The 14,761-nt window shown below is 45.8% G+C and carries 12 protein-coding genes; 11 read left to right on the top strand and 1 reads right to left on the bottom strand.

The window, feature by feature from the left end; translation table 11 throughout:
* The first annotated feature begins 22 nt into the window (after positions 1-22).
* The 9 genes from DXD06_RS07805 to DXD06_RS07845 all read left to right on the top strand — a co-directional run bounded on the left by DXD06_RS07805 (position 23) and on the right by DXD06_RS07845 (position 11,309).
* Positions 23-604, top strand: coding sequence for a cytidylate kinase-like family protein (locus DXD06_RS07805; protein ID WP_055068190.1), 582 nt, complete (start codon positions 23-25; stop codon positions 602-604).
* 109 nt (positions 605-713) lie between these two features.
* The gene (locus DXD06_RS07810) at positions 714-1,079 is read left to right on the top strand and encodes a CidA/LrgA family protein (RefSeq protein WP_022046981.1); all 366 of its coding nucleotides are present in this window, start codon (positions 714-716) and stop codon (positions 1,077-1,079) included.
* On the top strand, positions 1,072-1,764 hold the full coding sequence (locus DXD06_RS07815; RefSeq protein WP_022046980.1) for an LrgB family protein: 693 nt from the start codon (positions 1,072-1,074) through the stop codon (positions 1,762-1,764). The genes DXD06_RS07810 and DXD06_RS07815 overlap by 8 nt, the downstream gene beginning before the upstream one ends.
* 19 nt (positions 1,765-1,783) lie before the next feature.
* Entirely contained in the window at positions 1,784-5,233 is a 3,450-nt protein-coding gene (locus DXD06_RS07820) for a PD-(D/E)XK nuclease family protein (protein WP_117831265.1), read from the top strand.
* A complete protein-coding gene (addA, locus tag DXD06_RS07825; RefSeq protein ID WP_117831266.1) occupies positions 5,199-8,816 on the top strand; it encodes a helicase-exonuclease AddAB subunit AddA in 3,618 nt (1,205 codons plus the stop codon). The genes DXD06_RS07820 and addA overlap by 35 nt, the downstream gene beginning before the upstream one ends.
* A complete protein-coding gene (locus tag DXD06_RS07830) occupies positions 8,813-9,436 on the top strand; it encodes a Maf family protein (protein WP_117831267.1) in 624 nt (207 codons plus the stop codon). Before addA ends, DXD06_RS07830 begins: the two co-directional genes overlap by 4 nt.
* 65 nt (positions 9,437-9,501) lie before the next feature.
* Entirely contained in the window at positions 9,502-9,765 is a 264-nt protein-coding gene (locus DXD06_RS07835) for a hypothetical protein (RefSeq protein WP_022046976.1), read from the top strand.
* Between the two features lie 6 nt (positions 9,766-9,771).
* A complete protein-coding gene (locus DXD06_RS07840) occupies positions 9,772-10,788 on the top strand; it encodes a peptidylprolyl isomerase (RefSeq protein ID WP_117831268.1) in 1,017 nt (338 codons plus the stop codon).
* On the top strand, positions 10,785-11,309 hold the full coding sequence (locus DXD06_RS07845; RefSeq protein WP_055068194.1) for a phosphatase PAP2 family protein: 525 nt from the start codon (positions 10,785-10,787) through the stop codon (positions 11,307-11,309). The genes DXD06_RS07840 and DXD06_RS07845 overlap by 4 nt, the downstream gene beginning before the upstream one ends.
* 64 nt (positions 11,310-11,373) lie before the next feature.
* On the opposite strand, the gene htpG is transcribed toward DXD06_RS07845, so the two are convergent.
* Entirely contained in the window at positions 11,374-13,455 is a 2,082-nt protein-coding gene (gene htpG / locus DXD06_RS07850) for a molecular chaperone HtpG (protein WP_022046973.1), read from the bottom strand.
* Positions 13,456-13,732: 277 nt separating this feature from the next.
* Between htpG and DXD06_RS07855 the strand changes: the two genes are divergently transcribed.
* Together DXD06_RS07855 and DXD06_RS07860 are read left to right on the top strand one after the other, a co-directional pair.
* A complete protein-coding gene (locus tag DXD06_RS07855; protein WP_022046972.1) occupies positions 13,733-14,122 on the top strand; it encodes a thioesterase family protein in 390 nt (129 codons plus the stop codon).
* Entirely contained in the window at positions 14,122-14,757 is a 636-nt protein-coding gene (locus DXD06_RS07860; protein ID WP_022046971.1) for a sce7726 family protein, read from the top strand. The genes DXD06_RS07855 and DXD06_RS07860 overlap by 1 nt, the downstream gene beginning before the upstream one ends.
* Positions 14,758-14,761 lie beyond the last annotated feature (4 nt).

The following is a 14,761-nucleotide window of genomic DNA, read 5'->3' on the forward strand; positions in this document are numbered from 1 at the left end:
CAGGAAAGAAGGGGATTACGGCATGAAGATTACAATTGCAAGAGAGTGCGGCTGTTATGGAGATGAAGTCGGACAGGTTCTGGCAGACAGACTGAATGTTCCGCTTTACAATAAAAAGACATTGACAGAACTCGCAAAGAAAAAGGGAATTCTGGAGCATTATCCGGATTATTTCGGTGAGAATCCGGCGGGAACGCTTCTGGCAGTCATTGCGGAAGACGATGGGGAAGACAGTGTTGTGCACAGGACACCGAGGAAAGTTCTGGATGAGCTGATTGGGGAGACATCGTGTATTCTGATTGGCAGAGCTGGAAATTATGCGTACCGGAAGGAAAACGATGTGGTACGTGTGTTTTTAAGTGGTGACAGGGAATCCCGGATTCATCATCTGATGGAGAAGCATAAGGTGAAAAGGCATGAGGCGGAGGCCATCATTGAGAAGACGGAAGGCCGGCGTAAGCAGTATCATATGTATTATACAGGGGAGGACTGGGGGTACGCTGCAAATTATGATCTTTGCATTAATGATACGCGTTTTGGAATTGAAGGTACGGCAGATATCATTATGCAGTATGTAAAAGATTGCACCGCACAGGAAAAATAGGAAGAAGGATTTAAGAATGGGGATTGTATTTTATTAATACAATCCTTATTTTTGCCCCAAAAATCCTGAAAGGTGCTAAAATGGGAAAAGTGAAAGAAGGAGTTAAAAAATGAAGTATTTAAGACAACTATTGATGATTCTTATTTTCTCGTTTATCGGGGAAGTCCTGCACGCGGTGATTCCGATTCAGATGCCGGCAAGCATTTATGGTCTGGTGCTTTTATTTATTGCACTGATGACGGGACTGGTCAAATTGCCGCAGGTGCATGAAGCCGCGCGGTTTCTGATAGAGATTATGCCGCTGATGTTTATTCCGGCGGGTGTCGGGCTGATTGACAGCTGGGGAGAACTGCGGCCGATTCTGCTTCCGGTCATTGTTCTGCTGCTCGTTTCTACTGTACTGGTTATGGGCGTGTCAGGACAGGTTACACAGCAGATGATGCATCATGGAAAGAAAGAGGACAAGAATGAATAACTTTTTACAGAACTCTGTATTTTTCGGAGTATTTATCAGTATTATTACCTATGAGATCGGGGTATTGATCAAGAAAAAATTAAAGATCGCTATTTTTAATCCACTGTTGATTTCCATGGCACTGATCATTATTTTTCTGCTGATTTTTCATGTGGATTATGACACATACGAAAGTGGGGCGAAATACCTTTCGTATTTCCTGACACCGGCGACGGTTGCGCTGGCGGTGCCTTTGTACGAGCAGATTGAGCCTCTTAAGAAAAACTGGAAGGCGATTCTTGCAGGAATTTTTGCAGGTGCCATGACCTCTGCGCTGTGTGTGCTGGTATTGTCACTGATTTTTAAATTATCACACAAACAGTATGTCACACTGCTTCCAAAGTCCATCACAACGGCAATCGGTATGGGATTGTCCGAAGAACTGGGTGGAATTGTAACCATTACGGTTGCAGTTATCATTGTCACAGGGGTGATTGGAAATATGTTTGCCGAGAATATCTGTAAACTGTTTCACATTAGCGATCCGGTGGCAAAAGGCGTTGGAATCGGATCTGCTTCGCATGCCATGGGAACATCAAAGGCAATGGAGATGGGAGAGATTGAAGGAGCAATGAGCAGTCTGTCAATTGCAGTCTCAGGTCTGATGACGGTTGTGGTATCGCTGATCTTTTCACATATTTATTAAGGGAGAAAAAGAGGGGGTTATGGCTTTACAATTTGTACTGGGAAGTTCGGGGAGCGGGAAAACAGAATACATCTATGAGCGTCTGGTGCGGCAGGCAGGGGAACATCCGAAGAAAAATTATCTGGTGATTGTACCGGAGCAGTTTACGATGCAGACCCAGCAGAAACTGGTGGAACTTGCACCAAATCATGCAATTATGAACATTGATGTGTTAAGTTTTAAGCGTCTGGCATACCGTGTGTTTGATGATCTGGGGATGCAGGACATACAGGTTCTGGAAGAAACCGGAAAAAACCTGGTGCTGCGCAGGCTTGCACAGGAACAGGAGGAGACGCTTACCGTTCTTCGGGCAAATATGAACCGGATGGGATATATCGGGGAAGTAAAATCAATGATCTCAGAGCTGGTGCAGTACCGGATTTCACCGGAACAGCTGGTGGATCTGACGGAGGACAAAACAATCTCACCGGTACTTTCTGCAAAACTGCGCGACGTGGCAACCATGTATCGCGCTTTTTGTGATTTTATGAAAGATAGTTTTGTGACGGCGGAAGAGATATTAAATGTTCTGAAAAATCTTGTGCCGCAGTCGGAAACTTTGCGGGATGCGGTGCTGGTATTTGATGAGTTTACCGGTTTTACACCGATACAGAATGATCTCATGCGGGAATTGCTGCAGGTGACAGAGCATATTTACATTACGCTTACAATCGATGCTGCAGAAGATTTTTATCATTGCAGTGGAAATGAAGAATTATTTGCACTGTCCAAAAAAACGATTCTGTCTTTGATGAAGATGGCAGAAGAACTTCATGTGCAGGTGATGGAACCGGTGGTAATGACAGACAGTGCACACAAGCGCTTTAAGCTGGCTCCGGCACTGGCATTTATGGAACAGAATCTGTTTCGTCCCCGTCCGGCAAAATATACCAAGCCGGTAGAAGAAATCCATCTTGCCGCAGTAAAAAATCCACAGGAAGAACTGATTCTTGTGGCCAGGCAGATCAATGCGCTGATCAGACAGGGATACCGCTATCGGGAAATTGCTGTGGTGACGGGCGCAGTGGAAGCTTATCAGAGTTATATGGATCCGGTTTTTACGAAATATGAGATTCCATATTTTATGGATACGACCAAAGAAGTGTTATTTCATCCGTTCATTGAATGTATTCGTGCCGCGCTTGAAATTGTGGATACGAATTTTAGTTATGAGGCAGTCATGCGCTTTTTGCGGTGTGGATTCTGTGATATTGCGGAGGACGATCTGGACCGGCTGGACAGTTATCTGGTTGCAACCGGTATCCGCGGCAAAGCGGCGTGGAGCAGACGATGGGGGCATATGCCACGGCAGAAAACGCTTTACGATCTGGAACAGCTCGAAAAACTCCGGGAAAAAATATATGGGTATCTTGAGCCGTTTGCAGCAGTATTTGCCCGAAAAGATGCCCGTGTTTCGGATGGCATCCGGGCATTGTATGAGCTGCTGACACAGCTGGACACCCAGCATCAGTTATGGAACAGGGAACAGCAGCTTCTGGCGCAGGGAGAGGAAACCAGATCCCGGGAATATGCACAGATTTATACAATCGTGATGCAACTTCTGGAAAAATATAATCTATTACTGGGGGAGGAGCCATTGCAGATCCGGGATTTTACCGAAGTGCTGGAGGCAGGACTTTCCGCTGCAGACGTGGCTGTGATTCCGCCGGGCTATGACAGTGTTACGATAGGAGATATCGAACGTACACGATTAAATCATATCAGGATTTTATTTTTTATCGGTGTGAACGACGGTATTATTCCGAAAGCGGCAAATGCCGGAGGAATTATTTCCGAATACGAAAGAGAACTTCTGGCAGAAAAAGTGGAGTTAGCACCGGGGGCAAGGGAGCAGGCATTTATTCAGCGCTTTTATTTGTACCGCAATCTTACCAAACCTTCAGAAAAATTATATGTCAGTTATGCAAAGGTTGACAGTGAGGGAAAAGCCATCCGTCCTTCTTATCTGACCGGAGTTTTGAGGAAACTGTTTCCGACACTGAAATTGCAGGAACCGGAGCATATGGAGGCGCATACAGATTTTTATACCAAAGAGGCTGCCGAAGATTATCTCGTCTTCGGACCGCACGAAGAAGCCTGGTATGCGCTTGCCCGTTGGTTCCTGCAGGAGAATGATATGCAAAAGCAGGAGAAGATCCGTAAACTTCTGCATGCGCCGTATACACGGTATGAGGGAGAGCCAATCAGCCGGGCGGTTGCACTTGCACTGTACGGAAGACATCCGTACGGAAGTATTACGCGGCTGGAACGGTTTGCCGCCTGTGCATATGCACATTTTCTGCAATACGGGTTAAAACTTACGGAGCGTGAGACCAGTGCATTTGAGAGTGTGGATATGGGAAATATCTATCATACGGCCTTAGAACGCTACAGCCGGAAGCTGGAACAATCGGAATATGACTGGTTTGTGGTGCCGGATGCCGTGCGCCGGCAGATGGCAGAGAATGCCATGCAGGAGGCAATTGCCGGGTATCCGGGTATGGCGGTCTGCGATACGGCAGAAAATGCCTATCAGAGAAAACGGATGCTTGCTATTTTTGACCAGACGGTCTGGGCATTGACCAGACAGGTGCGTGCGGGGCAGTTTGTACCGGAAAAATTTGAGGTGACATTTGACGAACTGGAGGGAAAGGAAAGTCTCGAGTACCGGTTATCGCATGATGTGACCATGCGGTTGGAAGGAAGGATTGACCGTCTGGATACCTTTGAAGATGAAAATAAAATTTCGATTAAAGTAATAGACTATAAATCCGGAAATACAAAGTTCGATCTGATCCGTGTGTACCGTGGACTGCAGCTGCAGCTGGTGGTTTATATGGATGCGGCGATGGAAATGCTGCGGGGACAGCATCCGAAAAAAGAAATCCTTCCCGGGGGAATTCTCTATTATCACATTGATGATCCGGTACTCGAATCGGATACTCCATTGTCAGACGAAGAGGCCGAGCAGGCGCTGCTTTTCGCACTGCGTCCGGATGGACTGGTGAATTCCGGAGAGGAAATCTATCGTGCCATGGATCAGAATTTTGAGGGAAAATCGCAGATGATCCCCGTGGAAATCAAGAAAAACGGTGAAATTTCCACAGCGCGTTCAAAAGTGGCATCGACGGAAGAGTTTGCGGTGATTACCCGCTATGTAGAACACGAGATCCGGCAGTGTGGGGAAGCCATCTATGCGGGAAATATTGCGGTGAATCCTTACCGGAGTGATATAGAAACCAGCTGTACCTATTGTCCATATACATCGGTGTGCGGGATGGATGCAAAAATTCCGGGATATGAATACCGGCAGTTTGCATCCATGAAAAAAGAAGAAGTGCTTGACCAGATGCAGACAGAGCTTGCCAGAAACAGGGGAAAGGAGGAGCGATCAGATGAAATGGACGAAGGAACAGCAGAACGTCATTGATTTCAGAAACCGGGATATTCTCGTCTCGGCGGCAGCGGGATCGGGAAAAACAGCGGTGCTTGTGGCACGTATTATCCAAAGGATTCTCGACCCGCAGAATCCGGTTGATATCGACCGGCTTTTGGTTGTGACATTTACGAAGGCAGCGGCGGCGGAGATGCGGGAGCGTATCGGGGCTGCCATTGAGGCAGAATGTGAAAAAGATCCCCAAAACACGCATTTGCGCAGACAGTCGGCACTGATTCACAATGCCATGATCACAACGATTGACAGTTTCTGCCTTTTTGTGGTACGGAATCATTTTGAAGAGATCAGTCTGGACCCGAATTTCAGGATTGCAGATGAAGGAGAGATCCGGCTGCTGGAGCAGGACGTGCTGGAGCAGGTGTTTGAAGATAACTATGCGCGGCAGGAAAAGACGTTTCTTTCACTGATCGATGCCTATGCCGGAAAAAGAAACGACCACGGGGTGCGGGAGATGGTGGCAAAGATTTACCGGATGTCTTTGAGCAGTCCGTGGCCGCAGGCGTGGATGAAAAAACTCACCGAACCGTATCAGGTGGAACATGCACAGGAACTGGTGCAGACAGAGATGCTTGAGGACATTGCGGAACATTCCAGGCTTTTGTTGTGTGACATGTGCACACAGATGACACAGGCACTGCAGTTGTGTAATGAGCCGGATGGACCGCAGGCATATGCAAAGACACTGGAATCGGATCTGACGCAGCTGCAGCAGGCAGAAAATCTGCAGGGATATCTGCAGGTACAGACATTTTTAAATGGTCTGGTCTTTGGAAAATTGTCACCGATCCGCAAATTCTCCGGGGATGTCCAAAAAAAGGAAACGGTCATGGAGATCCGGTCGGATGTGAAAAAAGAAGTGGAAACGCTGCAGAAAAAATATTTTGCGATGGATCTGGAGACACTGCTTTTGCAGCAGAAACGCTTGTGTCCGTTTCTCGAAGAGCTGGTAAGGCTGGCACTTGAATATACACAGGCAATGGAAACGGCAAAACGAAAGAAGAGAATTGTTGACTTTGCCGATATTGAGCATTTTGCTCTGCGGATTCTCGTGGACGAAAAAACAAAGCAGCCACGGCATACCGCAGAAGAATTCCGCAGACATTTTGCAGAAATCATGATTGATGAGTATCAGGACAGCAACCAGGTACAGGAAGAGATCATGCGTGCGATTTCCATGGAGCCGGAAGGCGGGCATAATCTGTTTATGGTGGGAGATGTCAAGCAGAGCATCTATCGGTTCCGGCTTGCACGCCCCGAACTTTTTATGGATAAATATGCATCTTTTTCGACGGAAGAGAGTCTGCAGCAGAGAATTGATCTGCATATGAATTTTCGAAGCCGTGCACAGGTGCTTGATTTCTGTAATGATATCTTCTACAAAATTATGAGTCCGGATCTGGGACGGGTTGCGTATGACCGGGATGCGGCATTGTATTACGGGGCAAAAAATTATGATGAGAATGCTAAAGGATTTAAACCGGAGCTTTTGCTTTTGGATGAAAAAGACGAATTGCTTTCAGAGACAAAGAATCTGACAAAAGGACAGATGGAAGCGCATATGATTGCCACGCGTATTGCGGATATGAAGCAGCACATGCAGGTGACGGATAAGGAGAGTGGACAACTTCGGCCGCTGCGTTATTCCGATATTGTCATTCTGCTTCGAAGTTTAAAAGACTACGGAACAGATTTTGTGCAGGTTCTGCAGGGAGCGGGGATACCGGCATATGTGGAATCTTCGACCGGATATTTTTCGGCATTGGAAGTACAGACGGTGCTGGCAATGCTGCGGATTCTGGATAATCCCTATCAGGATATTCCGATGGCGGCGGTTCTTCGGTCTCCCCTGGTGGGACTGGATGAGGAAGAGATGGCACAGATTCGTGTGGAAAATCCGGAGTGTTCGTTTGCGGAAGCTGCAATGCATGCCATGCAGGATGCCACGGAGGGCGCACTTTATGACTTTTACCGGATGTATCGTAAGCTGCGGGAAAAACAGGATCTGCCGATCCATGAACTGATTCAGAAGATTCTGCAACTTAGCGGATATGGAAATTATGCGGCGGCACTGCCAGCAGGGGAGCGCCGTGCGGCAAATCTTGCAATGCTGGTGGAAAAAGCGGTTGATTACGAGAAAACAAGCTACCGGGGATTGTTTCATTTTCTGCGTTATATCGATAAGCTTCAGAAATATGAAGTGGATTTCGGGGAGGCAGATACCACAGGAGAAAATGCCAATGTTGTCCGCGTGATGACCATTCATAAGAGTAAGGGACTGGAGTTTCCGGTCGTTTTTGTGTCCGGTCTGGGAAGAAAAATGAATCAGATGGATGCCAGCGACCGGCTGGTGGTACATCCGGATTTAGGCCTTGGAATCTGTGAGATTTCCGGTCAGCCAAGAGTGAAAAAAAACAGTGTGTTCAGGTCAGAGATTGCGGACCGGATCCGCAGGGAAAATCTTGGAGAGGAACTGCGCGTATTGTATGTGGCACTGACGAGAGCCAAAGAAAAACTGGTTTTGACCGGAATGATCAAAGATGCCCAAAAAACGTTTTCCGGATATACCGGAAATGTACTTTGGGGGAAGCCGGTCAGTTACCGGCAGAGGGTCCGGGCAGGCAGTTATCTGGACTGGATTCTTCCGGCCATGCTTTCTTATCCGCAGAAATATACGCTCGATGTGGTTCCACCGGAGAAAATTGTATGGGAAGAGGTGGAACAGGCGGCAGACAGCAGGGAAAATTATGAGGAACTTCTGCAGCATATCGATCATGCGAAACCCGAACTGCTTCAGCAGTATGACCAGTGGTTTTCCTACCGTTACCCATATCAGAGTGAGGCCGGCAAAAAAAGTAAATATTCGGTTTCGGAACTGAAGCATGCATCGCTTGTCTTACAGTATGACAGGTCCGAGGGAGAAGCCGAGAAGCCTGATTTTCTTCAGGAAGACCGAAATGTGTATGTTCCGGACTTTGCAAGAGAAGAGGACAGAGAGTATCCGGCAGCTGAAAACGTAAATCAGGGTGCTATGCGGGGAACCGCGGTGCACCGGGTGATGGAATGTCTGGATTTTGCTGCGATTGCAGATATAGATACCTCTGATGCGGGAGCAGTTTGTGCATTTGTGAAACAGGAACTGGACCGGATGCTTGCAAACGGACAACTGCCGGGGGAATGGTATGCACTTGTTATTCCGGAAATGATCGAAGCGTTTGTGGAAAGTCCGATTGCTCCCCGGATGGCAGCAGCAGCTGTGCGTGGGGATCTGTACCGGGAGCGACCGTTTGTGATGCAGCATCAGATGGAGGCATCCGGCGGGACGGTGCTGGTACAGGGAATCATAGATGTTTTCTGGATGGAAAATGATAAAATTATTTTGCTGGATTACAAGACGGACCGGGTAAAACAGGCGCAGGAACTTTTGATGCGCTATCAGACACAGCTTCAGCTGTATGCAGATGCATTAAGCCGTGTATTTTCTACGGATACAAAAAAAATGGTGGCGGAAGAAAAACTCATCTATTCGTTTCACCTGAAGGAGGTTGTCACATTATGAGTCGAATTGTACTTGCCTCTGCGTCACCGCGGAGAAAAGAGCTGCTCGAACAGGTCGGACTGGAATTTGAAATCTGTCCGGCGAAGGGAGAAGAAGTCATTACTGCTGGTTCTGTGGATGGGGCAGTGTTAGAACTTTCCCGTCAGAAAGCGGAAGAAGTGGCCGCAGGAATTCTTTCCTACAATGAAATCCATCCGGAGCTGGTTACGCCGCAGGACATTCTGGTGATCGGGGCCGATACGGTGGTTGCCTGTGATGGAAATATTCTCGGGAAACCGCGGGATGAAGCGGATGCAGCCCATATGCTTTCGATGCTGTCCGGACATACCCACAGCGTATACACGGGAGTAACGCTTGTTTTTATTGATAAAAACGGCAGAACCGGGGAAACTTCATTTTATGAGAAAACAGATGTCTGCATGTATCCTTTGGATGACGCGGAAATCCGGCGCTATATTGCCGGCGGAGAGCCGATGGATAAGGCGGGAAGCTATGGAATTCAGGGACAGGCAGCTGCTTTTGTGAAGGAAATCCATGGTGATTATAACAATGTGGTGGGACTTCCGGTGGGGCGGTTATATCAGGAACTGAAAAAACTGGGAGTCATGGAGTGGAATTAAGGGATTGTCACAGAGAAATTCCTTCGTTATAATAATAGAAAGTGATTCACAGGGAGGAAAAAGGTATGAACGAATACGATGAGGAGATTTTACATTATTTTCTGGAACACCAGACACAACTTTTCCCGGAGGCGGTGGCGGAAAGTCCGGAGGAAGCAGAAGAGTTTCTGGAGGACTGCATGGCGGTTGTCTGTAAAAATATAAAAGAAGTGCGGGATTATTTTGATGACGCGGGGATGGATGTCGCCGGAATGAGTGAGGAAGAACTGTTAGAGGCAAGTGAGGTTTTTGCTATTCCTGATGGTCGTTTTCTTGTCGTAGAAGGATAAAACGGTATGAAAAAAAAGAGATGGAAACTGGCGGGGATTTTTCTTATGGCAGCGCTTACGGTACCGTCACTCGGAGGCTGTAAGGTTGGAAATACACAGATTCGCCTGTCGTCAGGGCAGCTGAGAAACCATAATGCCATTGTGCGGATCAATGATCATAAATATGATATTAGATATGCAAAACTGTATTTGTGCAATTACCGCAACCTGTATGGCAAAGCGTACGGAACGGATCTGTGGGAATCCTATGATGCGGATTTAGAACAGTATGTCAAGGATGTGACGATTCAGGAACTGACACATATTGCATGTATGGATATTCTGGCAGAAAATCAGGACATGCATCTGAGTGAGCAGGAAAAGAAACAGGCAGCACGTGCGGCAAAAGAATATTACCAGTCACTTACGGAGGAAGAAAAAACGTTCATCGGTCTGTATGAGAGAGAGATCCGTACAGCATATGAAGAGTATGCACTGGCAGAAAAGCTGTATCATGCGCTGACACAGGGAACCGATGAGGAGGTCAGTGATGATGAAGCGAGAGTGGTCCGGGTACAACAGATCTATGTAAAAGAAAAAGAAGCACTGCGTGCGGTGCAGGAAAATCTTGCAGCGGGAGATGATTTTGCTTCGGTTGCAAGTGCATACAATCAGTCGAGAGAGTTTGAGCGCACCATTGCACGTGGAACTTATCCGGATGCGATGGAGGAGATCGTGTTTAATCTCGATGACGGAGCGTGTTCCGATGTGATTGCGGCAGATGACGGGTATTATATCATCCGCTGTCTGAACAAATTCGAAAAAGATCTGACGGAGGAAAACAAGGAAAAAATCCGTGTAAAGAAAAAAAAAGAACGATTTGAAAACGAGTACCAGACGTTTGTGAAGAATTCCACGTTTTGTTTAAATGATAATCTGTGGGACGATGTGACGTTAAAAGATGTGTCCGGCATCGGGACGGATTCTTTTTTCAGCACATATGAGAAATATTTTACAACAGGAGAAAATACAGAGACAACATGAAATGGGAATTTGATATTTTATATGCACTGCAGAAGATTCATCAGCCGGTTCTTGACCATATCATGACAGGACTCTCCACGATAGGAAATGCCGGTATTTTCTGGATTGTACTTGGCCTTGCGCTTTGTATTCCGAAGAAATACCGCAAAATTGGAATCCAGATGGTGATATCCATGGCAATTACGTTTATCATTGGAAATCTGATCCTGAAAAATCTGATCGCAAGAGAAAGACCCTGCTGGCTGGATACACAGATTGCCCTGCTCATAAAAAGCCCAAAGGATTATTCCTTTCCGTCCGGGCATTCCATGAACGGATTTGCTGCATCCATCGCACTTTTATGTAATGATAAAAAGCTTGGAATTCCGGCAGTGATTTTAGCATCTCTGATTGCGTTTTCCAGACTGTATCACTTTGTTCATTTTCCGACCGATGTAATGGTGGGAATTTTAATCGGTACGACCGTGGCAATTCTGGTGCATGCGGGTTATCTGAGAGGGAGCCGCAGACATTTTTCGTAATTTTTAATATCATAGAAGCAAAAAACTCCGAAGCATACAGCTTCGGAGTTTTTCGTACCATTTTTTATTTGGTTAACAGTAACATGATATCGTTGCTTCGCTTTACGAACTTTGTCATAGCCTCTGCGGACAATGGCTGGTTGGAAAGCATGGCCAGATCATAGAGCTGTTCTGCAAACATGCCGGAATGTTCGGAATCTTTGTGTTCGAACAGATATTTTACCAGAGCGTTGTTTGCATTTAAAGTCAGAGTCTGGTCTGCTGCAAACATATTCGGGTCCATACCGCCCATACCGCCGGCTGCGTACATCTTCATCATATCCTGCATACGTCTGCCCTGTTCGGAGAGTGTGAGGATAGAGGCAACATCCGCATCCTTTAAGCTTTCTACTTTTACCGTAAGCTTATCGTTGTTCAGTGTCTTTTTGAACAGATCGGAAAGGGTATTGGTTTCCTCGGTCAGATCTGCTGCATCATCGGATTTTAAGGCATCTGTGACATCTGCATCAATACGCTTGAACTGATAGTGCTCGTTGCGCTGCTCTAACTGTGTGATGAAGGAAGTATCGATGTTGTGATCGAGGATTACGGCATTCATGCCCTGTTCCTTGAACATCTTGATGTATTGTCCCTGCTGAGCCTTGTCTGTTACATAGTAGATCGTGCTGCGTTCCGGCTCTTTTTCTTCCTCTTTTGCATCGTCTGACTTGGATTCTTCCGTCTTTGCATCTTCGGTCGTCTTTTCGTCGTCTTTCTTTTCGTCCTCAACAGGAACGAGAAGTTCCGGAAGTGTCTGATACTTGTCATTGATATCCTTAAAGAGGATATAATCATTCATCTTGTCACAGAACTTGGTATCTTTTAAGCAGCCGTATTTGATAAACGGGCTGATATCATCCCAGTATTTTTCGTAGTTTTCTTTCTCTGTCTTGCACATGCCGATGAGCTTGTCAGCCACTTTCTTGGTAATGTACTCGGAAATTTTCTTGACAAAACCGTCATTCTGCAGCGCAGAACGTGATACGTTCAGAGGCAGATCCGGACAGTCGATAACGCCTTTTAAGAGCATTAAGAATTCCGGAATGACTTCTTTGATATTATCTGCGATAAATACCTGATTGTTGTAAAGTTTGATGGTTCCTTCAATGGAATCATACTCGGTATTGATCTTCGGAAAATAGAGGATACCTTTTAAATTGAACGGATAATCCATATTCAGATGGATCCAGAACAGAGGCTCTTTGTAATCCATAAATACCTTGCGGTAAAATTCCTTGTAATCCTCATCGGTACATTCACTTGGATTTTTGGCCCAGAGAGGATTGGTATCGTTGAGTGGTACCGGACGTTTTACAATCTTTACCTTGTCCTTGGCCGGAGAAACTTCTACGATTTCTTTTTCGCCCTTGTCGTTTTCTTTTTCCTCAGTCTTGGCCTCTTCGTGGATTTCTTCAATTACTTTATCGGTATCTTTTACATCTTCCTTGTCGATGGTTTCATATTCTTCCGGGGCATTGGCCTTGGAAAGATAGATCTCGGTTGGCATGAAAGAACAGTATTTTTCAATGACTTCTCTTGCACGGTATTCGTTGGCAAATTCCAGACAATCCTCATTTAAGAAAAGTGTGATTTCTGTACCAACGGTTGTTTTGTCGCCGTCTTTCATATCAAATTCGGTACCGCCATCGCAGGACCAGTGAACAGCGGTTGCACCTTCTTTATAAGAAAGGGTATCAATCGTTACTTCATCTGCAACCATAAATGCGGAGTAAAAACCAAGTCCGAAATGACCGATAATCTGATCGTCATTGGATTTATCTTTGTATTTCTCGATGAAATCCGTTGCACCGGAAAATGCAATCTGGTTGATATATTCTTCTACTTCATCGGCAGTCATTCCAAGACCGTTATCGATAAATGTTAAGGTTTTTTCTTCCGGGTTTACGATGACCTGAATCTTTGCTTTATAATCAGCAGGAAGGGAATATTCTCCCATCATGTCCAGTTTCTTTAATTTGGTAATCGCATCGCAACCGTTGGAAATCAGCTCACGATAGAAGATATCATGATCTGAATATAACCATTTCTTGATAATCGGAAACAGGTTGTCGCTGTCGATGGATAATGATCCGTGTTTATTTGCCATATGTTATACATCTCCTTTGTTTTCATTCACAAATGTTCGCTAATGAAAATGATAAAACCAGTTTTGTAAAAAGTCAATAGAAAATCAGCACTCTTTTTGAATGAGTGCTAACAATGAACGCGAAAATGCCGGAAAATAGCGTGTTGGTGCATTTCTAAAAACTTTCTAAACTGTAGACACTTCTTTTAAATCATGTTACTATTTATGCAGAACAGGTGATCGCGAAACTTTTTCCCGATCGCTTATTTAATGCAAAATAAGAAAAGGAGTATTACATATGTTAAAAGAAGGCGTAAAAGGAACACAGGAAATTATGGTAACAGAGGAAAACACCGCAAAAGTTATGGGAAGCGGTGCCCTGGATGTATTTGCAACCCCTGCAATGATCGCATTGATGGAAAAGACTGCATGGGAGAGTGTACAGCCGTATTTAGAGGAGGGAAGCGGAACGGTAGGAACGTTAATGAATGTAAAACATGTGGCAGCTTCCCCGGTGGGCATGAAAATTACCTGTGAAACCGAACTGACGAAAGTAGATGGCAGAGCACTGACGTTTTCTGTAAAAGCTTTTGATGAGGCAGGACTGATCGGAGAGGGCGAGCATGAGCGTTTTATTGTATATAATGAAAAATTCCAGGCAAAAGCCGATGCAAAGCTGGAAAAATAATGTTATACGATAAAGATATCCGTGAACCTCTGGCATTTTATCTGGAAGAAATTTACGGGAAAAACAGAATCCTTGAGGAACAGGTGATGGGGCAGTCACGGGCGGATATGGTCATGGTGGTACACGATGCCCTCTACGGAATTGAGATCAAGAGTGATGCGGACAGTTATGCACGGCTGGATCGCCAGGTGAAAGATTACAACTTATATTATGACTATGATCTGGTCGTGGTCGGAACCCGGCATGCGGCACATATTAAGGAACATGTCCCGGAATGGTGGGGGATCATTACGGTGGAACAGGTAGGGGATCAGGTTGATTTTTATATGCTGCGGGAGCCGCAGAGTAACCCACAGATGGACTGGAACTGTAAAATAGAGATTTTGTGGCGGCCGGAACTGGCGCATATCCAGGAACTGAACGCGATGCATGCATATAAGCAGAAAAGCAAGCGGTTTGTGGCCGATAAAATTGTCGAGACAGTTCCGAAAGAAACGCTGGCAGTCCAGCTCTCGGAAGAACTGTTCGAGCGGGATTATACAAAAATCTGGGAGACGATCCAGAACTTTCGAAAGGAAAACGGACAAAAACTGCGTCGGAGACGAAGAAGACGGAAAACAAAAAAACAGGCGTAAAGCG

This window comes from Roseburia sp. TF10-5 (genome assembly GCF_003462365.1).
In the GTDB taxonomy this organism is placed as follows: domain Bacteria; phylum Bacillota; class Clostridia; order Lachnospirales; family Lachnospiraceae; genus Roseburia; species Roseburia faecis.

Coding starts and splice junctions, on each gene's coding strand:
- DXD06_RS07805 (WP_055068190.1), top strand. CDS start 23: ATGAAGATTACAATTGCAAGAGAGTGCGGCTGTTATGGAGATGAAGTC.
- DXD06_RS07810 (WP_022046981.1), top strand. CDS start 714: ATGAAGTATTTAAGACAACTATTGATGATTCTTATTTTCTCGTTTATC.
- DXD06_RS07815 (WP_022046980.1), top strand. CDS start 1,072: ATGAATAACTTTTTACAGAACTCTGTATTTTTCGGAGTATTTATCAGT.
- DXD06_RS07820 (WP_117831265.1), top strand. CDS start 1,784: ATGGCTTTACAATTTGTACTGGGAAGTTCGGGGAGCGGGAAAACAGAA.
- addA (WP_117831266.1), top strand. CDS start 5,199: ATGAAATGGACGAAGGAACAGCAGAACGTCATTGATTTCAGAAACCGG.
- DXD06_RS07830 (WP_117831267.1), top strand. CDS start 8,813: ATGAGTCGAATTGTACTTGCCTCTGCGTCACCGCGGAGAAAAGAGCTG.
- DXD06_RS07835 (WP_022046976.1), top strand. CDS start 9,502: ATGAACGAATACGATGAGGAGATTTTACATTATTTTCTGGAACACCAG.
- DXD06_RS07840 (WP_117831268.1), top strand. CDS start 9,772: ATGAAAAAAAAGAGATGGAAACTGGCGGGGATTTTTCTTATGGCAGCG.
- DXD06_RS07845 (WP_055068194.1), top strand. CDS start 10,785: ATGAAATGGGAATTTGATATTTTATATGCACTGCAGAAGATTCATCAG.
- htpG (WP_022046973.1), bottom strand. CDS start 13,455: ATGGCAAATAAACACGGATCATTATCCATCGACAGCGACAACCTGTTT.
- DXD06_RS07855 (WP_022046972.1), top strand. CDS start 13,733: ATGTTAAAAGAAGGCGTAAAAGGAACACAGGAAATTATGGTAACAGAG.
- DXD06_RS07860 (WP_022046971.1), top strand. CDS start 14,122: ATGTTATACGATAAAGATATCCGTGAACCTCTGGCATTTTATCTGGAA.